Annotated in this window: 21 protein-coding genes; 11 read left to right on the top strand and 10 right to left on the bottom strand. The window is 60.5% G+C overall.

Annotated features, from left to right (window positions below):
* Window positions 1–35: 35 nt before the first annotated feature.
* From ACIQWP_RS17745 to ACIQWP_RS17735, 3 genes are read left to right on the top strand one after another with little or no spacing between them, the layout of a single operon-like run.
* On the top strand, window positions 36–905 hold the full coding sequence (locus ACIQWP_RS17745; RefSeq protein WP_402789675.1) for a branched-chain amino acid ABC transporter permease: 870 nt from the start codon (window positions 36–38) through the stop codon (window positions 903–905).
* Window positions 892–2,607: an ATP-binding cassette domain-containing protein gene (locus ACIQWP_RS17740; protein WP_402789672.1), complete on the top strand. Its 1,716-nt coding sequence runs from the start codon at window positions 892–894 to the stop codon at window positions 2,605–2,607. Before ACIQWP_RS17745 ends, ACIQWP_RS17740 begins: the two co-directional genes overlap by 14 nt.
* Window positions 2,604–3,305, top strand: a complete 702-nt coding sequence (locus ACIQWP_RS17735; protein ID WP_402789670.1) for an ABC transporter ATP-binding protein — start codon at window positions 2,604–2,606, stop codon at window positions 3,303–3,305. Before ACIQWP_RS17740 ends, ACIQWP_RS17735 begins: the two co-directional genes overlap by 4 nt.
* Before the next feature lie 88 nt (window positions 3,306–3,393).
* Here ACIQWP_RS17735 and ACIQWP_RS17730 read toward each other — a convergent pair whose 3' ends face one another.
* On the bottom strand, window positions 3,394–3,906 hold the full coding sequence (locus ACIQWP_RS17730; protein WP_402789667.1) for a flavin reductase: 513 nt from the start codon (window positions 3,904–3,906) through the stop codon (window positions 3,394–3,396).
* Window positions 3,907–3,916: 10 nt separating this feature from the next.
* Window positions 3,917–5,479 carry a 4-hydroxyphenylacetate 3-hydroxylase N-terminal domain-containing protein gene (locus ACIQWP_RS17725; RefSeq protein WP_402789665.1) on the bottom strand — a complete coding sequence of 521 codons (1,563 nt, stop codon included), beginning with the start codon at window positions 5,477–5,479 and terminating at the stop codon, window positions 3,917–3,919.
* A 95-nt stretch (window positions 5,480–5,574) separates the two neighbouring features.
* Between ACIQWP_RS17725 and ACIQWP_RS17720 the strand changes: the two genes are divergently transcribed.
* Complete coding sequence (locus tag ACIQWP_RS17720; protein WP_402789662.1) at window positions 5,575–6,468, top strand: helix-turn-helix domain-containing protein; 894 nt, start codon at window positions 5,575–5,577, stop codon at window positions 6,466–6,468.
* Window positions 6,469–6,510: 42 nt separating this feature from the next.
* On the opposite strand, the gene ACIQWP_RS17715 is transcribed toward ACIQWP_RS17720, so the two are convergent.
* Window positions 6,511–7,335 carry an AraC family transcriptional regulator gene (locus ACIQWP_RS17715; protein ID WP_402789659.1) on the bottom strand — a complete coding sequence of 275 codons (825 nt, stop codon included), beginning with the start codon at window positions 7,333–7,335 and terminating at the stop codon, window positions 6,511–6,513.
* Window positions 7,336–7,432: 97 nt separating this feature from the next.
* Here ACIQWP_RS17715 and ACIQWP_RS17710 point away from each other — a divergent pair, with 97 nt between their 5' ends.
* Window positions 7,433–8,362, top strand: a complete 930-nt coding sequence (locus ACIQWP_RS17710; protein ID WP_402789656.1) for a phytanoyl-CoA dioxygenase family protein — start codon at window positions 7,433–7,435, stop codon at window positions 8,360–8,362.
* Window positions 8,363–8,401: 39 nt separating this feature from the next.
* On the opposite strand, the gene ACIQWP_RS17705 is transcribed toward ACIQWP_RS17710, so the two are convergent.
* On the bottom strand, window positions 8,402–9,166 hold the full coding sequence (locus ACIQWP_RS17705; RefSeq protein ID WP_402789654.1) for a putative nucleotide-diphospho-sugar transferase: 765 nt from the start codon (window positions 9,164–9,166) through the stop codon (window positions 8,402–8,404).
* A gap of 668 nt (window positions 9,167–9,834) precedes the next feature.
* Between ACIQWP_RS17705 and sfnG the strand changes: the two genes are divergently transcribed.
* The 5 genes from sfnG to ACIQWP_RS17680 all read left to right on the top strand — a co-directional run bounded on the left by sfnG (window position 9,835) and on the right by ACIQWP_RS17680 (window position 15,352).
* Window positions 9,835–10,938 carry a dimethylsulfone monooxygenase SfnG gene (sfnG, locus tag ACIQWP_RS17700; RefSeq protein ID WP_402789651.1) on the top strand — a complete coding sequence of 368 codons (1,104 nt, stop codon included), beginning with the start codon at window positions 9,835–9,837 and terminating at the stop codon, window positions 10,936–10,938.
* A gap of 368 nt (window positions 10,939–11,306) precedes the next feature.
* A complete protein-coding gene (locus ACIQWP_RS17695; protein WP_402789648.1) occupies window positions 11,307–12,938 on the top strand; it encodes a Na+/H+ antiporter in 1,632 nt (543 codons plus the stop codon).
* Window positions 12,939–13,119: 181 nt separating this feature from the next.
* The gene (locus tag ACIQWP_RS17690) at window positions 13,120–13,410 is read left to right on the top strand and encodes a hypothetical protein (RefSeq protein WP_402789645.1); all 291 of its coding nucleotides are present in this window, start codon (window positions 13,120–13,122) and stop codon (window positions 13,408–13,410) included.
* A 51-nt stretch (window positions 13,411–13,461) separates the two neighbouring features.
* Window positions 13,462–14,004: a DUF1269 domain-containing protein gene (locus ACIQWP_RS17685; RefSeq protein ID WP_402789643.1), complete on the top strand. Its 543-nt coding sequence runs from the start codon at window positions 13,462–13,464 to the stop codon at window positions 14,002–14,004.
* Window positions 14,005–14,233: 229 nt separating this feature from the next.
* Complete coding sequence (locus tag ACIQWP_RS17680) at window positions 14,234–15,352, top strand: FUSC family protein (RefSeq protein WP_402789640.1); 1,119 nt, start codon at window positions 14,234–14,236, stop codon at window positions 15,350–15,352.
* Between the two features lie 21 nt (window positions 15,353–15,373).
* Here ACIQWP_RS17680 and manD read toward each other — a convergent pair whose 3' ends face one another.
* Both manD and ACIQWP_RS17670 read right to left on the bottom strand, forming a co-directional pair.
* Window positions 15,374–16,576, bottom strand: a complete 1,203-nt coding sequence (gene manD, locus ACIQWP_RS17675) for a D-mannonate dehydratase ManD (RefSeq protein WP_402789637.1) — start codon at window positions 16,574–16,576, stop codon at window positions 15,374–15,376.
* Between the two features lie 29 nt (window positions 16,577–16,605).
* On the bottom strand, window positions 16,606–17,919 hold the full coding sequence (locus ACIQWP_RS17670; protein ID WP_402789635.1) for an MFS transporter: 1,314 nt from the start codon (window positions 17,917–17,919) through the stop codon (window positions 16,606–16,608).
* A 151-nt stretch (window positions 17,920–18,070) separates the two neighbouring features.
* On the opposite strand from ACIQWP_RS17670, the gene ACIQWP_RS17665 reads away from it, so the two are divergent.
* On the top strand, window positions 18,071–18,808 hold the full coding sequence (locus tag ACIQWP_RS17665) for a GntR family transcriptional regulator (protein ID WP_402789632.1): 738 nt from the start codon (window positions 18,071–18,073) through the stop codon (window positions 18,806–18,808).
* A gap of 71 nt (window positions 18,809–18,879) precedes the next feature.
* On the opposite strand, the gene ACIQWP_RS17660 is transcribed toward ACIQWP_RS17665, so the two are convergent.
* The 4 genes from ACIQWP_RS17660 to ACIQWP_RS17645 are packed head-to-tail and all read right to left on the bottom strand — an operon-like array spanning window position 18,880 to window position 23,796.
* Entirely contained in the window at window positions 18,880–19,983 is a 1,104-nt protein-coding gene (locus ACIQWP_RS17660) for an ABC transporter ATP-binding protein (RefSeq protein ID WP_402789629.1), read from the bottom strand.
* On the bottom strand, window positions 19,983–22,091 hold the full coding sequence (locus tag ACIQWP_RS17655; protein WP_402789626.1) for an ADP-ribosylglycohydrolase family protein: 2,109 nt from the start codon (window positions 22,089–22,091) through the stop codon (window positions 19,983–19,985). The genes ACIQWP_RS17660 and ACIQWP_RS17655 overlap by 1 nt, the downstream gene beginning before the upstream one ends.
* A gap of 29 nt (window positions 22,092–22,120) precedes the next feature.
* Window positions 22,121–22,954: a carbohydrate ABC transporter permease gene (locus ACIQWP_RS17650; protein WP_402789623.1), complete on the bottom strand. Its 834-nt coding sequence runs from the start codon at window positions 22,952–22,954 to the stop codon at window positions 22,121–22,123.
* On the bottom strand, window positions 22,951–23,796 hold the full coding sequence (locus tag ACIQWP_RS17645; protein ID WP_402789620.1) for a carbohydrate ABC transporter permease: 846 nt from the start codon (window positions 23,794–23,796) through the stop codon (window positions 22,951–22,953). The genes ACIQWP_RS17650 and ACIQWP_RS17645 overlap by 4 nt, the downstream gene beginning before the upstream one ends.
* Window positions 23,797–23,828: the final 32 nt, after the last annotated feature.

The following is a 23,828-nucleotide window of genomic DNA, read 5'->3' as shown; positions in this document are numbered from 1 at the left end:
GCGAGGCATAAGGTGCCCGCTTTCGGAGTTCTGCAATGAACACTCTCTTTACAGCCGCCGTGGCTGGTCTTTCCGCAGGTGGCGCCTATGCCATCCTGGGGGTCTGCGCGATTTTCACCTATCGCCTTGTCGCCGTCGTGAATTTCACCGGTGCCGCGATCGGCGCCACGGGCACCTTCATCATGGTTGCGCTGCATGAGGCCGGCGTGCCGCTGCTGCCGGCCGCCCTCTTGGGCATCGCCGCCGGTGCTGCCGCCGGCATCCTGATCGGCCTTGTCATGACGACATGGTTTGCCAACGCCAATGCCTCGACGAAGGCGGCGGTGACTGCGGCGCTTCTCGTCGGCATCATCGCCATCGGCCTGCGGCTGACCGGCGGCCAGCATCCGCATAATTTTCCGGAAATCATCGCCGGATCGGCCTTCCGCCTCGCCGGTGTTGAGGTGACGTGGGCTGCCGTGACGACGCTTCTCTTATCCGTCGTTTTCACCATCGTCACGGAACAGTTCCTCGCCCGCACTCGCATCGGATTGCAATTGCGAGCGCTGTCGCAGCGACCGATGGCGGCGGAGCTGATCGGCATTCGGGTGCGGCTGTTGGCGCTCGGCGTCTGGGCTGTGACGGGAGCCGTGACCTCCTTCGCGCTGATGATTATCGCGCCATTGCGCTCGCCGGATTTCGCCTCGTTGAGCCTGCTCGTCGTGCCGGCCCTGGCCGCGGCCCTGATCGGCGCCTTCGCCAGTTTCCGCGCGGCCCTGCTCGGTGGCCTGACGATCGGCATATTGGAAGGCGCGGTCAGCGCCATCGATTTCGTCAGCCAGTACCGCAGCACCGTTCCCTTCATCGTCATTCTTGCCGTCCTTCTATGGTCGCAGAGAGGAGCCCGCTGGGATGAAGCACGCTAGTTTCCGCGCCGCCATTGTGACGGCCCTTTCGCTGGCGGCCGTCGGCGCCCTCATTCTTTTGCTCCTGCCAAAATACTGGGTATTTCTGCTGACGGCCGTTTTCATAACGGGCATCGCCTTGCAGAGCCTCGGTCTCGTCGCCGGGCGCACCGGCATGATCTCGCTCTGCCAGATGTCCTTTGCCGGCGTCGGCGCCTGGGTGACCGGATATCTGAATGTCATCGAGGCGCCTGGCGGTCTGGTCGTCTGGATGATCATCGGCGGCCTTGCGGCCGTGCCGGTCGGTATCGCCATCGGCCTGCCGGCGCTGCGCTTGCGCGGCATCAATCTCGCGATCGTCACCCTCGGCTTTGCGGCAGCCTTCGATACGGTACTCGCGACGATCACCTTCCCGGGGCAGACGACGTTTACGCAGGTTGTCCGTCCCGCGCTCTTCGAGAGCGATTACGGCTTCTTCATTTTCGTGCTTCTCACCTATGGCGCGATCGCCGTGGCGCTCGAATTCGTCAGCCGCTCGCGGCTCGGAGCATCCTGGCTTGCCGTCCGGCATTCGGAGCGGGCGGCGGCGGCGCATGGCGTCTCGATCCCAAGGGCCAAGCTCAGCGCCTTTGCCATCAGCGCTTTTATTTCCGGAGTGTCGGGCGGCCTGCTGGCCGGCTATCTCGGGACGCTTGTGTCAGAAAACTTCTCGATGATGCAGTCGCTGGCGCTCTTTGCCGTAGCGACAATGGTGGGTGCGCATTTCACCCTCGGAGCCGTCATCGGCGGCATGTTGATCACGCTGTTTCCGGAACTGCTTCGCAGGCTCAACCTGCCGCAGGATGTCGGCAACGTCTTCTTCGCGATCGGTGCCGTGCATGCCCTTTCCTCGGGCGAAACGATCAGCGAGACCTGGGCACGGCTTGGTCGCAAACTGCTCCCCAAGCGTCATGCGGCTACCACGCACAGCCAGTTGGGTCGTCTTCCGGCTGCTGCGGTCCATGAACCAGGGCTGGTGCTTGAGATCAGCGATCTCACGGTCCGCTATGGTGCCGTCGTTGCGCTCGATAAGGTCAATCTGCAGGTGCCTGCGCGCACCGTCGTCGGCCTCGTCGGACCGAACGGCGCAGGCAAGTCGACCATGGTCGATGCCATCGCTGGATTTCTTGCTCGCTATGACGGCTCGATCAAGCTGAATGGCAAAGCGCTGGAAGGCTTATCTGCGACAAGCCGCGCCCGGCTGGGCATTCGCCGCACCTGGCAGACGACGCGCATTGCGCCGGAACTGAGCGTCGGAAACTACGTGCGGCTTGCGGCCGGCGCTATCGGCGATGACGAACTCGCCGCTATCCTGCAATGGTTCGATTGCCCACCGGCAGACACGCCGATCGCCTCCATCGACGCCGGCACACGCCGCCTACTCGATGTCGCCGGCGTCGTCGCATCTCGGGCACCCGTGATCCTTCTCGATGAGCCGGCGGCCGGCCAATCCTACGCCGATGCTGTGAAGCTCGGCGAGCGCATCGCCGAAATTCCCGAGACCTTCGGCAGCGCCGTGCTTCTGATCGAACATGACATGGATCTCGTGCGGCGGGCCTGCTCGGCGATCACCGTGTTCGATTTCGGGCGCGTGATCGCCAATGGCGCGCCGCAAAGCGTTCTCGCCATGCCGATCGTCCAGAAAGCCTATATGGGCATCGAACTCGAGGAGGCTGCCGAATGACCGCGCTTTCCATCAAGGATCTCGTTGTCAATCGATCCGGAATTCCGGTCGTTCGCGGTGTGGATCTTAGCGTATCAAGTGGCGAGATCAGCGTGCTGCTCGGTTCGAACGGGGCGGGCAAGACGACGCTGCTCGAAAGCCTTTCGGGGATCATCCCGGCTGCAGCAGGCTCAGTTTCATTGGATGGTACGGAGCTTTTGAAGCTGCGGGCGGGCTTGCGCGCCCGCGCCGGCATCAGCCATGTCGAGCAGGGGCGCACCGTCTTTCCGGAGATGACGACGGAGGAGAATCTGAAGGTGGCACTCGATCCGGCCGCCGATCTCCAGGAGGCCTACGATCTGTTTCCCGAGCTGCTGCAGCGGCGCAGCATCAAGGCAGGCATGCTGTCCGGCGGTGAACAGCAGATGGTCGTTATTGCGCGTTCTCTGCTGACGCGGCCGAAGGTGATCATGATCGACGAAATGTCGTCGGGGCTGGCGCCCGTCATCGTCAGCCGCCTGATGCGGGCAGTCCGGCAACTGGCCGACGCCGGCATGGCGGTCATTCTGGTGGAGCAGTTTGCGGCCCTTGCGCTTGCGATCGGCGATCGCGCCTATGTGCTGCGCAGAGGAGCGATCGTCTATGACGGCGATTGCACCGCACTCGCGGATGATCCGGCGCAGCTTCATCGCCTCTATCTCGGGGATGCCGCTGCCTGACGAAGCACGAGTATTTGGCAAAATCCCATGGGGGATGCGATCGGTAACCGCATCCCCCATTCGTTTGAAGCTCTTCGATATTTACGTCTCAACCGCCGAAGCTGCCCGCCTGGGTCGGCACATGCACATAGTTGCGGTCGAAATAGAGCAGCGCGTGCCCGTCCTTGCGGCTGCGAATATCCATCACCTCGCCGATGAAGATGTGGTGCGTGCCGACGAGGCGTGCTTCGGTCAGGCGGCAATCGAAGGAGACGATGGCATCGGAGAGCGCCTGGCTGCCGGAGCGGAAGTTGATCCATTCCGCCGCGGCGTAGCGCTCTTCCATGTCGGCGCGCTGACCGGCGAAATAGCCGGCCAATTCCTTGTGTTCCTGCGTCAGCACATTGACGCAGAACCGACGGTTATCGAGGAAGAGGCTTGTTTGCGCCGAGCGGCTGTTCATGCAGACCAGCAGCGTCGGCGGCTCGTCGGTGACGCTGCACATGGCGGTGGCGGTGAAGCCGCCGCGGCCGGCAGGGCCGTTTGTCGTGATCACGTTGACCGGCGCGCAAACCCTTGCCATGGCGTTGCGGAATTCGGTTTTCGAGAGTTGCTCCTCCATGGCAACGGCCTCACTCGGCGGCATTGCGGACGGGAGAGGTATCACCGAGCGGCGGAAGCCAGGTGTCTCCGGTCCAGCCGTTTTCGTCGTAGTCGCTCATGCAGCGATCGACGAGTGCTTCCATTTCCTTCAACCGGCCGCCACGCTCGGCGCCTTTCAGCACCTGCAGCCGGACCTCCTCAGGGGCGCCAGCATAGTTGAGCTCGTAGAGGGCGTGGCGTCCGCCGAATTCGGTGCCTGTAGCGTCCCACAGCAGCTTCATGATCTTGATGCGTTCGATATGACCCATATCGTTGGAACCGCGCACATACTGGGCGAGGTAGCGGTCGATCTCCGGATTGCCGAAATCCTTGGCCGAAGATGGCAGGTAGATCAGGCCCGAAGCGATGACCCTGCGCACCGTCTCGATGACACGCGGATAGGCCTCCGACATGAAGGTGCGGTAGGAGAGGGCGGCCTCCATGTTCGGCAATACCGCGCCATTGGCCCAGGGTTGTGGATTGTAAGCCATGGCGTTGGAGAAGGACCAGAACATGTGGCGAAGCGCGATGACTTCGCCGAGTGCTGCCTGATTGCCGCGGAAGGCATCGCCGCCGGTTGCGCGCAATGCCTTGGCCAGCAGCCCGGCGATGAAGTCGAGCTTGACGGCAAAGCGCGTGCAACCCTGGAAGCAGTAGCCATGCATGAAGCCCGAGGCCGGATGGAAGGACAGGATCTTGGCCGCATCGCGCAGCACGAGCACGTCCTCCCAGGGCACGAAGACATTGTCGAGCACCAGGATTGCGTCGTTCTCGTCGAAGCGCGAGGACAGCGGATAGTCGAAGGGATGTCCCACCGTATTGGCGGTCTGCTCATAGGAGACGCGGCAGAACATCTTGATCCCTGGCGCATTCATCGGAACGATGAACATGACAGACAGCGACGGGTCTTCCGTGACTGTCGCCGAGCTCTGGGCAAGGAAATTATAATGGGTGAGGGCCGAAGACGTTGCCACCACCTTGGCGCCGGAAACATAGATGCCGGCATCGGTTTCCTTGGTGATGTGAACGAACACATCCTTGACGGCATCGGCAGGCTTATGCCGATCGATCGGCGGATTGACGATCGCGTGGTTCATGAAGAGCACGGATTCCTGCGCGCGCTTGTGCCAGGAAAGCGCGTTGTCCTTGAAGGGGCCGTACCAGTCGGCATTGGCGCCGAGCGTGTTCATGAGGGCTGCCTTGTAATCGGCGGTGCGGCCCATCCAGCCATAGGACATGCGCGCCCAATCGGCGATGGCGCCTTGCTGTGCCACAAGTTCGGCAGAGGATTTCGCGACCCGGAAGTATTTGTGGGTATAGCCACCCGATCCGGTATCGGTCGGCGAGGTCAGGCGCTCCTTGGTCTTTTCGTCGTGCAGCGCATCATACATACGCGCCAGCGAGCGGACGGAATTGCGCATGGAGGGGTGCGTCGTCACATCGGCGACGCGTTCGCCGTTGATGTAGACTTCGCGGCCGTCGCGCAGGCTTTCCAGATATTCAGCGCCGGTAAACGGACGGGTCTTGTCGCTTCGGTAATCTTCGGCTCGCATCTCGTATTCCTCCCTTGAGATTATCATTGATGCTACGTCCGACGCCCTGTCGCGGCCATGGACAAAGGGGGCAATTCGCTGGTACTTTTTCGGGCATGTCGCAGAAGAACGAGATCCCGAATTTCTTTGTCTATGGCGTGCCGAGTCGGGCGCTGGACGTCGGTTTTCTGCATGTCGAAACGGTCATGGAGCGCAAGACCCTGCATTTTGGCCATGTTGCGTCCCATAAACACCCGCTGATGGGGCAGATCACCTATTGGTACAAGGGTGGTGGCCGCTATCGGATAGAAGATCGGACTTGGAATTTTTCCGCTCCGACGATCAGCTTCGTGCCGAGCAACATCATCCATGGATTTGAGGTCGACGATCAGTCGGATGCCATCGTCGTCTCGATCTCGGACGATACGCTGAAGGCGCTCGCCCCCCAAGTGGATCTGAGTCTTGATGTGCCGACCTTTCTGACGGCTCATCCGGACGACCCTGCCTGGCAAAAGGTCGACGCGCTGCTGCAAATGGTGAGCGCCGAATACCGCGAGCGCGGCGGCCAAAGCGAAAAGGTTATGTTGGGATTGATCGGCGTCGCGTTGTCGCTGATGAATCGGCTTGGCGGTAGTGCGGCGCTTCCCTCGGCCTCACCAACGGTCGCGCTTGCCCTGGCGCTGCGCAGCGCTGTCGATCGGCATTACAAGAGCGATTGGCCCGTTGGCCGCTATGTCGATCTGTTGGCCACGACGCCACATCTGCTCGACAAGGCGGCGCGCGAGGTGTTCGGCCATACCGTCAAGGAAATGCTCCTGGATCGGCGGCTGCTGGAAGCCAAGCGTCTGCTAATGTTCACCATTCGCTCGGTGGAGGACATCGGCCGCGAGGTGGGTTTTGAAGATCCCGCCTATTTCTCGCGCTTTTTCCGCAAGCGGGTGGGTGAGGCGCCGGCGGCCTGGCGGCGCCGGAATTTGGAGCGGGAGCCAGCGGGCAACGACGCGGCGTAGCAAGGGCGGACCGCCACGGCGTGTTCGATCTGTCTTGACCCGTCAGCTTCTTCGATAGCGCGTGCGGAATTCGCGCGGCGTACAGTTTTCACGCTCATGGAATAGCCGGGAGAAGTAAAACGGATCGTCAAACCCGACCCGCGAGGCGATGACCTCGATCTTGTCATCCGTCATCGTCAGCAGTTCCTTGGCGTGGTCCATCCGCACGCGAAGCTGAAAGCTCTTCGGCGGCAGCCCGACTTCCGCGGTGATTTTCCGGCGGAGCGTTGCGGGCGACATCCCGTGTTCGGCGGCAAAGGCTGCCATATCGAGGGATTGCGTTGCTCTCTTGCGAAGCGCTTCAATGATTTCGCCAATATCCGCCCCTTCCTGAGGAGTGGGGGCGGTCTGGCTTGCCTGTCGCGCGACCAGAATGACGATCTGATGAAGAGCGGATGCCGCGGCCGCTCTCGATAGGTTGCTATCTTCGATGAGATCGCCGTGGATATTGCTGAAGAGACGCTGCACGCCATCGAGATTACGAAGGATGGTGAGTGGGTTCTGCTCGCTGATGAGGCGCAGGCGCAGGAAGTCGCGCACGAGAGAGCCTTCGAAAAGCGCCCATCGCTCGCTCCAGCCATCGCTATCGGGGCCGTATGAGTGCTGGCGGTTCGGAAACAGCCAGAATAGCGCCGGTCCCTTGACGCTTCTGCGACCGCCGGCATCCGCTTCGAGAAACCCTTGGCCGTTTTCGACGAGAACCACCGCATAGCTCGGCAGCTTCCGCGCCTTGACGGCATGCATGGAATGCTGCCTGCCGCTGCCGGTGACGGCCAGTCCTCCGGCGGCTGCAAGCGGGGATCGATAGATGGCTTCCGTGGATTTCATGATGAGCGAAAAGTCCAGTATAATTTTCGTCCATGTAGTGAAACACCACTGCCTGCTAGATTCAATGGGCGATCAACTCGAGCCATAGGCGAGTGAAATGTCGATTTCCATACAGGCCGTTCAATCGGTCAGGAGTGAGCCCAACCTTGCTGCCAACGGAAAGGTTCTATCGACCGCGCCCAATCGCCTCGGTTATCTGACCCCGACCGATCCTGGGATCGGCGTAGAGGCGATCCGCCGCCTTTACCAAGAGAATGGTTATGTGTGGCTCAAGGGTTTCCTGCCGCGTAACGACGTCACCGACTTTCGCGGCTGGGTCTTCGGCCATATGGCGAAAACGGGGCTGATCGAGAGGGGAACGGACCCAAGGGACGGGATATCGTCTGCCACGACGCCCGAGGGAACGGACGTCGATCGTTGCCTTATGTCGCTCGTGCGTTCCGTCGCCTATGAAGGCTTCTGCGCGCAGCCGCGCATCTCGCGCTTCATGGACGAATTCCTGTCGGGCATTTCCTATCTGCACAAGCGCAAGATCATGCGCCATGTCCGGCCGGGAACGACGACGGCAACGCCGGCTCATTACGATCTGGTCTATCTTCGCGGCGGCACCAGCCGGATCGTGACGGCATGGATACCGATTGGCGATACCCCTGTCGAAATGGGCGGCCTCACCTATCTGGAGGGTTCGCACGCGATCGGCGCGAAGATGGAGCGAGAGTTCAGCGAACAGAATGGAGATCTAAGCGCCGAGGAGCGTGTGAGCGCTTACAATCGCAACATGACGGAGGGCGGCTGGGTTTCGAAGGACCTGCCAGACATGGCGGAGCGTTTCGATACGCGCTGGCTGGTCGCCGACTACGAGGCCGGCGACGTCATGCTCCATTCACCGTTCATGATCCACGCCTCGACCACCAATCAGGACAGGCAGCAACGGCTACGCCTCTCCACCGACATTCGCTATCAGAACGTCGAGGACGAGATCGATATCAGATGGAACAACCACTGGACGCTCGGCGACATGCTGTGATTGGAGCTCGATCTCGTCGTCGGTTCGTCTGAGGGCGCTTCAGCCGCGGCCGTTCAGGATGCGCTCTATCTCCTCGACCCGATCACGCCGGCGCGAGAGGCGTTTGCCGATGCGGCCGAACCAGCGCTTGCGTTTGGTCGCCTCGCGGCTTGCCTGGAGCTGCTCGATAAAGACTTCGCTGATACGCTCGTTCTCGATGCGATCAAAGATCCAGCAGAAGGATACCGGCAGTTTAACCACGCGGAACTGCGGATTGGTGCTCGCAGCATCCTCGGCGATGATATGTTCGAGAACAAGCTGATCCCACATATCGGGCTTGGCAAGACATCCTTCCCGCCAGAGTTCGATGAGCTGCGCTGCTCCGGGAGTGTCGTTGATTAAAATCGTAGCGCTTACAAGCCTCCCGTTCGCCTCATAATAGGCGGCGATGTCGCAGTCGAGCTTGCGAAGTTCCGGCCAGGGATTGCGATGGAAGACCGCATCGACATCGACATAGAGGATCGGTCCACGCAGTCTTGCTCTTTCCCTTTGCAGAAAGCTGGGTTTGAGCCCGGCATTCAGCACCCAGCTACCGGCACTGGGCAGTGCCGTCGCCTGAACACTCAATCCGATGCGCTCGGCCGAGCGGACCATGCGATCCTTCTCCTGTTCGTAGAAACTGTCTTGCGTGAAGAAAGCGACAATCGGGCCGTCAGCGGTTGCAGCTTCCGATCTGCGTTCCACCAGATCCGGGTCGGCCGGAAACGGGATAATCAATGCACGCTGCTGGGCAGTCCAGGGGCGAACCTTATTCAGGATATTCAAAGAGGCACCTTCGGGGTTTGTGGATTTCTATCGAACATCCGCCACCACAGCCCCCGAAGCGTTGCGGACGAGATTTGAGAAATCGGATGAATTGGGCATTCCGTCTGGCCGATTACGGAAACGTCGCGCCCCTGACGCCCGCACCGGATTGGCAAACCGTTTGTTCTTCGCTAATCGATTGTCATGTCCGATAATGTCATCAAGTTTCAACGTCGTCCCAAGCCCAAGCCACCGAGGCAAACGCCTCCTTGGCTCAAGCGTCTCATCGCGATCTTGGCCGTGATCGCATTTTTCGTCGCAGCCTTTGCCTACTTCGCGCTGAAAGGCGGCGCAGCCGGCCCGACATTCTAATCAGCTCGCGATCTATGCGATCTCAAGCCGATTTCCTGATTGCCCGATCGAGATCTCGGTACGGCGAGTGCTTTGATTTGCTCGTTTTGCGGCCGGATTATGACCTTCGACGACTGGCCCCCAACTTTAGGGTCTAATCTTCCTTCTTACGCCCACGTTCCCGTGGAGCATGGTTTGCAAAGTAACTTTTTCGCAAAGCAGCTGAAACTTGGGATGAGTTTGTTCGATAAGCCATAAAATCTATAGAGTATAATTGGAGCGGGTTGGGATCTTCATCCTTGTGCTCGGCAGAGGACAATTCAAACCGGGAGATAGCAATGAGCGATGTCAACAGGGAAGCCTTGAAATTCGCCTACTGGGTTCCGAACGTGTCGGGCGGATTGGTCATCTCCGATATCGAGCAGCGGACGAGCTGGACGATCGACTACAACAGAAAGCTGGCGCAGATCGCCGAGGCGAGTGGCTTCGACTATGCGCTGAGCCAGATCCGCTTCACGGCAGGCTACGGTGCCGAATATCAGCATGAATCGGTTTCCTTCAGTCATTCGCTTCTGGAGGCAACGACGAAGCTGAAGGTGATCGCGGCAATCCTGCCCGGTCCTTGGACACCGGCGCTGGCCGCCAAGCAGATCGCGACGATCAACCATCTCACGAATGGCCGTGTCGCGGTCAATATCGTCAGCGGCTGGTTCCGCGGCGAGTTCCATGCCATCGGCGAGCCATGGCTCGATCATGACGAGCGCTATCGTCGCTCCGAAGAGTTTATCCGCGCCTTGCGCGGTATCTGGACGGAGGACAGCTTCACCTTCCGTGGCGATTTCTATCGTTTCACCGATTATTCGCTGAAGCCGAAGCCGATCGATCCGCAGCCGGAAATCTTCCAGGGTGGCTCGTCGCGCGCCGCGCGTGACATGGCTTCGCGGGTGTCCGACTGGTATTTCACCAATGGCAATACGCCCGAAGAGATCGCCAGGCAGGTGGACGACATCCAGTCCAAGGCAAAGGCCAACGGCCATCACGTCCGCATCGGCGTCAACGCCTTTGCCATCGTCCGCGATACCGAGGAAGAGGCAAAGTCAGTGCTTGCCGAGATCATCGAAAAGGCCAATCCCGAAGCCGTCAAGGCTTTCGGTCACGAGGTGAAGAATGCCGGCAAGGCCTCCCCCGAAGGTGAGGGCAACTGGGCCAAATCCAGCTTCGAGGACCTCGTGCAATACAATGACGGCTTCCGTTCCAATCTGATCGGCACGCCGCAGCAGGTCGCCGAACGCATCATCCGTCTGAAGCAGGCCGGCGCCGACCTGATCCTGCTCGGCTTCCTGCATTTTCAGGAGGAGGTGGAGTATTTCGGAAAGCACGTCATTCCGCTGGTGCGTGCGCTCGAAGGGTCGCGGGAGGCCATCGCCGAGGCGGCGGAATAGGTCTCCATAGACATTTCGAGCGCGATCGATCGACATTTTCGGAGCCGGGTGCCATTTGCGATGGCGCCCGGCTTCAGCCGTTTGGGAGCGCCGGACATGAAATCTCGAAAGGTCTTATCTCGATCCGGTTGAGCCGGCGCCCAAATATGTCAATCGCTTATGCGGGCGGGTATTGGCGTCCATCTCAACGACGCCGGTGGAAGACCATGAGGCGTTTTCTATATGCTGCAGATGGTCATGGTCTGACGAACAGGAAGAAGCGCAGGACTTCTTGTTTCCCGTTGGGTTTGTCTTAAGGAATGTGAAGGCGAGGGTGCGCCGACGGCCGCCCTGAGACTGCAGAAGCATGCCAAGCGAAAGGCGGGGCAATGGACATAATCACCACGACACTCGTCCTTCTGCTGGCGATCGTCGTCAGTGGCGCGATTTCTCGCGCCATACCGATCATTCTGCCATTGCCGTTGATCCAGATCGCCCTGGGCGCAATCATCGGCCTGTCGGCCGATCTCAGCGTCAGACTTGATCCTGAGATTTTCTTCCTGCTGTTCTTGCCGCCGCTGCTCTTCCTCGATGGGTGGCGCATTGCCGCCGACGAGCTGAAGCAGGACATGAATGTCGTGGTGGAACTGGCTCTGGGGCTCGTTGTCTTCACCGTTCTCGGCGCCGGCCTGCTCGTTCACTGGATGATCCCTGCAATGCCGCTTGCCGTCGCCTTTGCGCTTGCGGCCGTCATTTCGCCGACCGATCCGATCGCGGTATCCGCGATCGCGCAAAGAGTACCCATTCCGCCGCGCATGATGCACATACTCGAAGGCGAATCCCTCCTGAATGACGCGTCTGGCCTCGTTTGCCTGAGGTTTGCGATTGCTGCGGCCCTGACCGGCAGCTTTTCGCTTTATGACGCCACGCTGACCTTCCTCTGGACCGCTTTCGGCGGTCTGGCGATCGGTGTCGGCGTGACCTGGGCCGTCACCTGGTTGAGCACAAGCATATCGCTTCGCTATGGCGAAGAGAGCGGCTCGGAAATCCTGGTCAGCATCCTGATTCCCTTCGCGGCCTACCTTATCGCCGAACAGCTCCATTGCTCCGGTATTCTCGCGGCTGTGTCGGCTGGAACGACCATGAGCGTCGCCGAAAGCTCGGGGCGTGCCATGGCGGCGACCCGCGTGCGTAGGAACTCGGTATGGGATATGATTCAATTCGCCGCGAACGGCACAATCTTCGTTCTTCTCGGCGAACAGCTTCCTTCGATCGTGGAAAAGGCATCCGCCACGGTTCAAGTGACCGGGCATCAGGGCTTCTGGTGGCTCGCCGCCTACGTCGTCGGGCTTACCTTCGGTCTTGCCGCATTGCGGTTCACCTGGGTCTGGCTGTCGCTGCATCTGACACTCTTTCGTCAGCGTCGACAACGCCAGACCTCGCCGAACTGGCGCATCCTGGCGGCGTTCTCCTTTGCAGGCGTTCGTGGAGCCATCACGCTTGCCGGTGTGCTTACCCTGCCATTCACGCTGAATGACGGCTCGCCTTTTCCAGCCCGCGATCTCGCGATCTGCCTGGCGATGGGCGTCATCATCATGTCATTGATCCTGGCGACGCTCTTCCTGCCGCCGCTTCTGAAAAATCTCGAACTCCCGAAAGATACCAAACATGAGGAGGACGAGGCTGCCGCAAGGGTCGATGCCGCGAAGGCCGCGATCACGGAAATTGCGCGCCTGCAGCACTCGCTATCCAAGGGACAGGAGGATGCGGATCTCTATGTTGAAACGGCTGCAAGGGTGATGGAGCTCTATCGCGAACGCATCCGCAACCAGACCGGTGAAGGCGAGGACGTGGCGCTTTCCAAGCGCATGATGCGTATCGAACTGGAGTTGCGGCTGGCGGCCGTTCGAGCGGAGCGCACCGAAATCTTTCGCAAGTTGCGGGCGAGGCAGCTCGGCAACGAAATTGCGACGAAGCTGGTACGGGAGCTGGACTTGCTGGAGGCGCGCTATGCGAGCTGATTTCACCGTCTCTGCGACCTGGCGGCATTCGCGGCTGGGCGCATCATCGTCGAGATCGTGATTTCGCATCCAACGGGGCGGACGGCTTGGAACCTTGAACCCGAATTTGCGTCTTCCTACGTGAGTGATAACCGAGGCTTCATGAGCTCGGTTCCAATCACGTCTGTTAGGAGTGACCAAAATGGAAGATAGAACGAAAACCATCGAAGACCTCAGCGTCGAAGAGCGCGAGGAAATCCTCATCGATGTCGCCCGGACGCTGGAGGGCAATGCACGCGAGGCCCTTGTCGAGGGCAATCAACAGTTTGCAGCGCTTTCCACCAATATGGCGGAAGCAATCCGCATCAACGCCGAGGAACTCGCGCGCGACGACCTCGAACAGGCAGAAGAACTGCTGCAACAGGCTGTCGCAATGATCTCGCAGTTCAATGCTACTCATCCTTACCGGTTGATCAGCACGGCTGTTCACTAATCGGCCGGATACCCTACTTTTTGCCTCGACAACACGAACTGGAGGATTTCGATGTCAGAACTGATAGTGCTTGGTTTCGACGATGCCGATAAGGCGGACGCTGTTCTAAACCGCCTCGTCCAGCTCGAGAAGGAATATCTGATCGACCTGGAAGACGCCGTAATTGCCGTTCGTGACGAGTCCGGCAAGGTTCGTCTCAAGCAGAGTTTCAATCTGACTGCGGCGGGTGCCGCAAGCGGCGGCCTCTCGGGCGCCCTCTGGGGATCGCTCGTCGGACTCCTGTTCCTCAATCCCCTTGCCGGCCTGGTGGTCGGCGGCGCAATCGGTGCCGGATCGGGAGCACTCGCGGGATCGATGGCCGACTACGGCATCGATGACGGTCTCATCGAGAAGCTCGCTGAAACCATTCCGGCGCATAGTTCCGCGCTGTTCCTGCTGATCCGCAAGGTGCAGCCGGAAAAGGTGCTTGCCGAGTTCAAGGGCGAGCATGCGCGGTTGCTGCGCACCTCGCTTTCCCCGGATCAGGAGGCGCGGCTGCGCCAGGTTCTCGTTGAAGAGACCTCGCCAACGCCAGAGGCGTCCGCCACGGTTTGAGCGTAAGAGCCGATCTGCGGTTATCGACCAAGAGCCGTGCTTCCGAATAGGAAGCACGGTGGACGACGGCTCCCTCCGTCGGTTGCGGTCTTCGCTCGCCTTCCATATTAGGCCGAATGCTGCCATTGTAAGCACCGGGTCCATCCCACGATCGGCAGCATTGCAGCAAGGGAGGGGCAAGACCCTAACGGCCATTGTCAGCATACGTTTCCATACGGAAAGTTGCGCGATGAGCGAGCCCGCCTCTCCTCAAAGCCAGACTCCGTCAAAACCCAAAGCATCACTTATCCAGACCAAGCGCGCAGCGGTGCAGGCGCTGCGGGTGATGATCGCCTGCACGATCACCTATGCAGTCTCCCAGCTTCTGCATCTTCAGCAAGGCTATTGGGCCGTCTTTACCGTGCTGATCGTGATGCAGGCGTCGGTCGGCGCCACGGCCGGTATGGCCGTCGATCGTCTGGTGGCGACCGTCGCAGGCGCTGTGCTTGGAGGGATAGCGGTGTTCATCACACCGCACGAGCCGCTCGCCATCGGGATCGCGCTTATCTGTGTCGTTGGTTTTTCGAGTTTTGTGGCGGCACGCGTGCCTCGCCTGCGCAATGCCGGGTTGACCGCCGCAATCGTCATGCTGACGCATTCCGCAGCAGTTCCGGTCGAGATCTTCGTCATCGACCGCATCGCCGAGATCACGCTTGGCGGTGTCGTCGGCGTGCTCGCCAGTCTTTTCATTCTGCCGACGCGCTCGCGGACCGTGGTGCTCGATCGCTTCGGATCGGCCCTCGACGTGACGGCACAGATATTGCGAACCTTGGCAAGCGCGGTCGAAAAGGGCGAGGCGGTCTCGGCCACGGAAGCCAACATTGCGCTGCGCCAGTCCCTGATGGCAACCGAGACGCTTCTGACCGATGCCCAGCGCGAACGCGCCTTCTGGTTGACGAAGCATGGGATTTCCGAAGCCATCCCGCGCTCGCTCTGGCGAATTCGCAACGACATGACCTATGTCAGCCACATCGTGGAAAAACCCTTTCCGTCGGCGATCGTCGAGGCGATCGGGCCGCAGGCAGGACGGGTACTTGAGGCACAAGCCAGCTTTGCCGAGGCCTGTGGCCGGGCGCTGCGTGCAGGTGGCGAGATCGATCCACAGGTGCTCTCGGCTGGCGACGAGGCGTTCGAAGCCGCTTTCAGCGCTCTTCAGAGTTCCGAAGCTGCCCAATCGATGGGCTTCAGCGAAACCGGCCGTCTGTTCGGTCTTGATTTCACATTGCGCCGGATGCGGCAGAACTTTCTGGATCTTGCCGACCGCATCCGCGAAAGCGATGTCAAAGAAGGGACCGACCGGCTTGGGTAAGCCGGCAGGCCCCGAAAGCAATCACCAACTCCACATGGTTCCGTCCGAAAGCCGTGCGACGTCGAGATAGGCTTGCCGATAGGGATATTTCTCGGCGGCCTTCTCGTCGATATCGACGCCATGACCCGGCTTTTCGCCGCTGTAGAGATGGCCGTCCTTCAGGTGCCATTCGTGCGGGAAGACGTTCTTCGCTTCGTCGGGATGGAAAGCATATTCCTGAATGCCGAAATTCGGCACCCAACGGTCGAAATGCAGCGCCGCACCCATGGTGATCGGCGACATGTCGGCCGCGCCATGGCAAGCCGTGCGGATATGATAGAGGCCGGCGAGATCGGCGATGCGCCGCACATGGGTAATGCCGCCGGCATGAAGCGGCGTCGTGCGGATATAGTCGATCAGCTGTTCCTGGATCAGCTGGCGGCAGTCGTGGATCGAGTTGAAGACCTCGCCGAGTGCAAGCGGCGTGGTGGAATGCTGACGGATGAGACGGAAGGACTCCTGGTTTTCGGCTGGAACGGCGTCCTCGAGCCAGAAGAGCTTGTGACGCTCCACTTCCTTGGCAAGGCCCGCAGCTTCCTGCGGCGTCAGGCGATGATGAACGTCGTGCAGAAGGTGAAGCTCATAGCCGAAGCGATCGCGCAGATGGTCGAGAAGCTCTGGCAGGAAACGCAGATAGGCCGGCGTGTCCCAGAGCGTCTCGCGCGGCTTGTCCTCGGCCTGCGCCAGGGAGCCGACCTTTTCCACGCCATAGGTGACCGGCAGGCCGGGGACGGCGCTTTGCACGCGGATTGCCTTCCAGCCCTCTTCCTTGAAAGCGGCGACCTTGTCGGCCGTCTCCTCGATCGTCTCGCCATTCGCATGAGTATAGGTCAGCATATGGGTGCGGCTGGCGCCGCCGAGCAACTGATAGAGCGGCATGTTGGCCGCCTTGGCCTTGATATCCCAGAGCGCTACGTCGACGGCGGCGATCGCCGCCATGGTGATGGGACCGCGACGCCAATAGGCGCCCTTGTAGAAATATTGCCAGATATCCTCGATCTGCGATGCGTCGCGACCGACGAGGCAGGGGACGAGATGATCCTGAAGATAGGAGGCGACGGCCAGTTCGCGGCCGTTCACCGTGGCGTCGCCGATGCCGTAAATGCCCTCGTCCGTCTCGATCTTGAGAGTGACGAAGTTACGGCCGGGCGAGCAGACGATGACCTTCGCATTGGTGATTTTCATGGGAAACCTTTCTTGGTCTTTAGGCGAAATCAAGCCTTCGGATCGGGGATCTGCTCGATGCGACCGAGGACGAAGACGTAGGAGACGATGCCGATTGCCAGCATCACGCCGGCCAGCAGGAAGGCACGGCTGAAGGATTGCGTGGCGCCGACGATGAAGCCAGTGATGATCGGCGCGGCTATGCCGGTCACGCTGTTGAGGAAGTTCATGATGCCGCCGATTGTGGCGGCACCACCCTTCGGCGCGATGAGTGCCGGGATCGACCACCCGGCCGGTGCCGCGGCAGCAAGGCCGCTCAGTGAAATGGTAATCCAGAAGATCGCCCAATAGGGGTCGGCGGTCAGGCCGGCGCCGACGACCGCGAGGCCCATCAGCATGCCGAATACGATGATCGTCTTGCGCACGCGGGATTCGTCGTGGCCCTTGCGGATGAGATGATCGATAAGCCAGCCGCCGATCAGGAGATCGGAGGCCGTGGCGAAGATCCAGGGGATCGTCGTGAAGCTTGCCGATTTCAAGATGTCCATGTGCATCTCCTTGACCAGATAACCCGGAAGCCAGAAGATGAAGAGGGCGAAGGCATAGCCGTAGGCGGCAAAACCGATCGAGAGGCCCCAGACCTTGCGATTGCGCAGGAGATAGCCGAGCATGCCAACGGCATTGGCGGAGGCTTCGCCTTCCGGGGCAGCGCCACCGGCCTTTATATAGGCTCGCTCGTCGGCGGAAAGGTTCCTGTCTGCGCTCGGGTCACGATAGAACAGCCAGAACATCGCGAAGAACACGAAGCTGATGATAGCCGTTGCGATGAAGCCGCCGCGCCAGCCGAAATGCAGCATCAGGAAGGCAACCAGCGGAATGGCGATGACGTTGGAGAATTTCGCGGCTGCATCGAAGAGGGCCGTCGCAAGACCTCGCTCCTGGCGGGGGAACCAATAGCCCGTTGCCTTGGAATTGGCTGGAAAGCCGGGGGTTTCCGCCACGCCGAGAAGCATGCGGGAGAGAAAGAGCGTCGACATGCCGGTGGAAAAGGCTGTTATCACCGAGGCGATGCCCCAGGAGAATGTGCTCCACCGCATTACGCGCGTTACACCAAAGCGGTCTAGCAGCATGCCCACTGGGATTTGCAGGAAGCCATAGGTCCAGCCGAAGGCGCTGAACAGGATGCCCATCTCCGCCGGCCCGATGTGAAACTCATCCTGGATGAGCGGCGAGGCGACGGTCAGGTTCACCCGATCAAAATAATTAACGAGAACGCCGATTGCGAGTAGCCCGGCAATCCACCAACGGCGATTGGTGGATGGGCGCTGCATGGCTTCGGCAGCGGTTGTGTGTTCGATTGTCATAATTCCTCCCAATATGAAATATCACGCTAGTGATCTGAAATTTCACATGAGGCAATAATTTTGATATATGCAGCCGAAAGTCAATGCCGATCTCAGCGGATCGGTTGTGGAAAGCGACGGTTAGTCCGGGCGAGAAAAGATCGACAGCGTGATGACGAAGAAAGAAAAGCAGCCCCGGAGCCTGTCTGAGGAAGCCTATGATCGCCTCGAGGGCATGATCGTTTCGACGGAGCTGTTGCCGGGTGCGCGCTACACAATCCAGCAGTTGCAGCAGCAATCTGGCCTTGGTCGCACGCCGGTTCACGATGCGGTCAAGCGCCTCTCGGCAAACCAGCTCATTCACGTCAGCCCACGCTCGGGCCTGCGGATCGCGCCAGTCAATCTGGCGCAGGAGAGGACATTGCTTCCCTTGCGCACGGAGATGGAGGCGATTGCCTGCGGGCTGGCGAGCGAGCGAGCAACCCCTCAGGATCACAAGATCCTCAGAACCTTCATCACGGATCTGGAGGCATCCAAGGCGGACCTCAGCCTTGAGCGTTTCAACGTCACCGACCGGCTGCTGAACGGGGCAATCCTCACAGCATCCGGAGAGCCGCTTCTGGCGAACACGCTCATCCCGCTCCAGACGCTCTATCGCCGTACCGGCTGGATCTATCATACCTATCTCGGTCCCGGCGCGCCGATGGAGACGACGGTCGAGAGCCATATTTCGCTGCTCCGCTTCATCGTCTCGGGAGACCGCGCCCGCACCGAGAAATTCGTTCGCGAGATGATGGGAGATCTCGGCGAGATGCTGCTGAAAGTGCGCCAGTCGATCGACCCGGCGACGCTCGATGTCAGTCTCGCCGATATGGCTGTCAGAACCGGCGTGGCCGGACCGGTCAACTGATAGAAAGCTGTCTCGACTGGTTTCGCTAGGCAGCAGCGAGTGATGCGCCGCCTTGCGGCGGCGCTTTTGCCTCACGAGTGCTGCAGATTTCGTTCGACGGCTTTGGCGGTCATCCGTCGCCCGCCTGCATCGAACAGGCAGATGCGTTCCGTCCGCGGTTGCAGCCAGATTGTCTCTTCCGGTTCCATATCGAGCCGGTCGTGGAAGACTGTCACGATCGTCTGTTCGCCGACGGTTGCCGTCACATGCGTTTCCGAACCAAGCGGCTCGACCACTACGACGCGCGCCGGAATGCCGACATTCGTCTGCGACAAAGTGAAATACTCCGGTCGGATGCCGTAGACTCCTTCGACGCCAACGAGCTTTGGCGCATCGTCGGGCAGGGGCAATAGGATGTCGTCCTTCGTCTTGAAGACCGGCCGACCGCCGTCGCTGTCGAAGCACCCGTTCAGGAGGTTCATCGCCGGAGAGCCGATGAAGGCGGCCACGAACGTGCTTTGCGGATTGTCATAGAGCTCGAGCGGCCGGCCGATCTGCTCGATATGGCCGCCGTTCATGACCACGATGCGGTCGGCCATGGTCATCGCCTCGACCTGGTCGTGGGTGACGTAGATCGTCGTCGTCGCGAGGCGGCGGTGAAGGCTCTTGATCTCGGCGCGCATGGCGACGCGCAGCTTCGCATCGAGGTTGGACAGAGGCTCGTCGAACAGGAAGACCTGCGGATTCCGGACGATCGAGCGACCCATGGCGACGCGCTGGCGCTGACCGCCGGAAAGCTGGCGCGGATACCGCCCGAGCAGCTCGGTGAGGCCGAGAATTTGCGCCGCATGTGCCACGCGTTTCTGCTTTTCCTCCTTCGGTGCGCCGGCGAGAGTGAGCGAAAAGGCCATGTTCTCGGCAACCGTCATATGCGGATAAAGCGCATAATTCTGGAAGACCATGGATATGTCGCGCTGCTTGGGAGGCAGATCGTTGACGACGCGGCCGCCGATGCCGATCGAGCCGCCTGTGATGTCTTCAAGGCCGGCAATCATTCTGAGCAGCGTGGACTTGCCGCAGCCCGACGGCCCCACGAGGACCACGAATTCGCCGTCGGCGATGTCGGCGGAGACGCCGTGGAGAACTTCCACGGCGCCATAGGCCTTGCGCACCTTGTCGATGGTGACTGTTGCCATCATACTCCTCCGATCCGGATCTCGTTCGACGACAAGGCGCCTTCATGGACGAGCAGGCCGACGCCGCCATCATGGAAGGCGTCGGCGGAGGTGTCCTCCGCCGTCACCGAGATACCATCGGCCTCGAAGGTGATACGCGCACCCTGCGCCGAGACCTTCATGGCGATATTCTTGTCGAACTCGGTCTTGAATTCGGCTTCGGCAAGCACCTTCGTATCCTCGTCACGCACCTTGACGATCTGCATCTTGCCGTCGCGCGTAACGCGTGCGCCGTAGTAGCGGCGCAGACCCTGTGCCCGGACGGCAAGGCCACCGTAATTGCCGAGATGGATCATCACCTGGCTGGAGGCCTGGTAATCCGTCCACTGACGGGTGCCATGAATTATGATGCCTTCGCCGCGATTCTGCGCGATGCGGAAGGCGGCCGGGAAGCGCTTGGAGAAGAAGCTTGCGCCGTTGACCCAGGCCATGCGCCAGAAATCGCCGTCGCCGGCCGGACGCTTGAGCTTCAGGTTCGGCGTGCCGTCCCAGCGCAGATAGTCGACGAGCAAACGGCCATCGGCGCGTCTGCCGGTGCCGGTCACGACAAGGCCGAGCTCCGCGATCGGCTGGCCGCCCGTGTCGGGAAGGGTCCATTCGAGGACCGTTTCGCCGCCGGGCTGGACGACGACTGCCGGCGCGTCGATGTCGCTGAGTTCGTCGCGCCCGTCATAGACCCGTATGCGTAGTCGGGCTTCGATCGCACCGAGATTCTGCGCGTCGCCCTTGATCCTCGCCTTCACCGTTTGCCCGGAATAGAGCAGAGGCGTCGCCATGAGGTCATAGGTCCGCATGTCGAGCATTTCGCGCGGCGAGAAGGTCGGCGTCGTCACCACGGCGCTTTGGGCCGGGCCGAGCGCTTCGTAGTAGACGGCCAGCGCGCGGCTGCCTTCGAATTCCACGTTGCCGATGCGTACACCCGTTGCGATGCCCAATCCGGTCTGCGCGCGGAAGCCCTGCTGGCTGCCGGGGAGCGAGAAATGGAATTGCGCACCGTTCTTTGGCGCGATGAGCGACTGGTGGCCGGCAAGCTGAAGGCCCAGATTGGTCAGGAAATAAGCCTGACGGACGGCGTCGTTGATGGAATTGCCGCCGTCGGCTGACGAGATCAGCAGGCGGTCGGCGATTGGGCCGCGGAAATCCGGACCTTCTGCAAGTCCATCGAGCCCGTTCATGATGCCGAGCAGGCAACCGACATTGCCGGCATTGCAGTCTGTATCCCAGCCCGACGTGTTGACGATCATCTGGGCCTTCTGGAAATCGTGCGGTGCATAGAGCACCGTCATGATCATCAGGGCGTGGTTGGGCATGATATGGCAATTGCCCGGATATTTGTCGTAGCCGTAATGATCCTGGATCTTCTGACGCGTGTCGCGCCAATCGGGATGGGCCTTGTGCCAGGTCCGTATGTCGGCGATCAGCCTGGCGATCTGGCTGTCGCTCGGGATCTGCTTCAGCCCGATATCGATCAGATGATCAATATCAGAGGCGACGAAAGCCTCGGCCTCCATGGCGGCCCAAAGCATGGCGGCATAGACGGACTCGCCGTCATGGCTGACCTTGCCGGCCTGCTCGGCTAATTTGGCTGCGAGTTCCGGCTGGCCGGGAGCGACCATGGCCCAGCCGTCGATGAAGATCTGGGCGCCGATCTGCTCGGCTACCCCTTGGCCGTTGGTGGCGATCGAACCGGAATGCGGGGCAGGCACGCCTTTCTTGAGGTTCAGCCAGGCTGTGTGTTCGGTCGAATTGCCGTTGCCGCCCCACCAGAGGATCGCCCGTTCCTCGACGATGTAGTTGAGCCAGGCCTTGCCGATTTCTTCGGCAGAGAGGTTCGGCTTGATGCCGTAGTCTTCAAGAGCGCGGACAAAGGTGAAGGTGCCGGCCACATCGTCGTCGGTGACGACGAGCGGCTGGTTCAGGCGTTCATGTACGTAGTATTCGATCGGGCCGAGCTCTTCCATGATCTTCTGATAGGTCCATCCCTCGAAAGGGCGGCCCAGATAGACGCCGATGAGCTTGCCCAGGACGCCGGCATAGACGCGTTCGAGATAGTCGTTCGGAAGCTGCATTGCTCACTCCATAATAGTTGGAAAATCGTTCAGCCTTTGACGGAACCGCCGGCCATGCCTTCGATGAAGCGCTTCTGCATGAAGACAAAGAGCGTCACGACGGGCACGACGATGATGAGGGCTGCGGCCATGATCTCGCCCCAGTCGGAGCTGTACTGGCCGGACAGAAGGAAGAAGGCGATGACGGCCGTCATGTTCTCCTGCTTCTGCAGGAAAGTCGTGGCGATCAGGAACTCGTTCCAGGAATTCAACCCGATGATCAGCGCCACGGTGAGGATGCCCGGCGAGACGATCGGCAGCATTACCCGCCAGAAGACCTGCCAGCTCGTAGCGCCGTCGACGATCGCCGCCTCTTCGAGTTCCTTTGGAACCGCGATGAAATAGGTTCTGAGCAACATCACGGCGAAGGGGCTGTAAAGTGCCGTATAGATCAGCGCCACGCCGAAGACGTTGTTGATCAGGCCAAGCTTGGCGAAACCGAAATAGAGCGGGAAGATGTAGAGCTGGATCGGCGCCGTGGTGGTCGCCAACAGATAGAATGTGAAAATCTTCCAGCTTTTGATCTTGCGGCGCGCGACGACGTAGGCGGTCAGCGACGACGTCGTGCAGACGAGCGCGATCGTTGTGCCGGATACGATCAGCGAATTGACGAAAGTCTTCGAGAATTTCGCGTGGTCCCAGGCGTTGGCGAAATTCTGCCAGCGGATCGGCTGCGGCAATCCGAGCGGATTCTGGACGATCTGCGCGGCCGGCTTCAGCGAATTCAACACCAGAAGTGCGATCGGGAAGAGCGCAATGAAGCCGAAGATGGCGAGAAGGGTGTAGCAGACCCAGAGGGTCAGGCGGCTTTCCACGAGCCTCATTGCTCGCCCTCCTTGGTTTGGATGCGAACATAGAAGAATGTGCCGACCAGTCCGAACAGGCTGATGACCAATGCTGCGGCCGCGGCCTGGCCGACGTTCAGGTCATAAAATGCCTTGCGATAGGCGAGCGTCGAAAGCAGTTCGCTTGAGAAGGCAGGGCCACCCTGGGTCAGGATGTAGACGAAGTCGAAGGCGAGGAACGACCAGATGACGCTCATGATCATCATCAGCGTGATAGTCGGCCGGATGCCCGGCAGCAACACGTAGCGCATCATCTGATAATAGGTCGCGCCTTCGATACGGGCGGCCTCGATTTGCTCCTGCGGCACCTGCCGGAGTGCAGCGAAGAAGATGACGCAGAGAAAGCCCCACCAGTGCCAGAGATCGACGGTCGCGACACCGAAGAGAGCAATTGGCGGCTGGGACAGCGGATTGGGGATCGGCAGTCCGTATTTCTTGAGGAGGCCGAAGACGCCGGTCACCGGGCTGTAGATCATGCCCTGCCAAATGCGGGCCGTGATCGCCGTGGCGATGACGACGGGTATGAAGTAGACGACCTGAAAAAAGTTGCTGCCGCGACGCACGATCAGCAGCATCGAAGCGGCCAGCAATCCCATGAGGATCGGCACGATCAGGAAGACCAGCGTCCAGATGATGTTGTTGCCGAGCGCCAGCCAGAAGACGCGATCGGCGGCGAGCGCGCGAAAATTGTCGAGGCCCGCAAAGGTGGGCGAGGAGATGCCGTCCCAGTTACAGAAGGCGAGCGCCACTGTCAGCAACGCGGGCACGAGGACGATGGCAATGTTGATGACCATCGTGGGAACGAGAAAAAGTCGGTGCATATTATCCTCCGGGGGAGGGCGGCGTTCGCTCC

Origin of the sequence: Rhizobium sp. NPDC090279 (genome assembly GCF_044769665.1) — a bacterium.
In the GTDB taxonomy this organism is placed as follows: Bacteria; Pseudomonadota; Alphaproteobacteria; order Rhizobiales; family Rhizobiaceae; genus Rhizobium.
The sequence above is the reverse complement of the archived record's forward strand: the minus strand, read 5'-3'. Positions and strand labels throughout refer to the sequence as shown.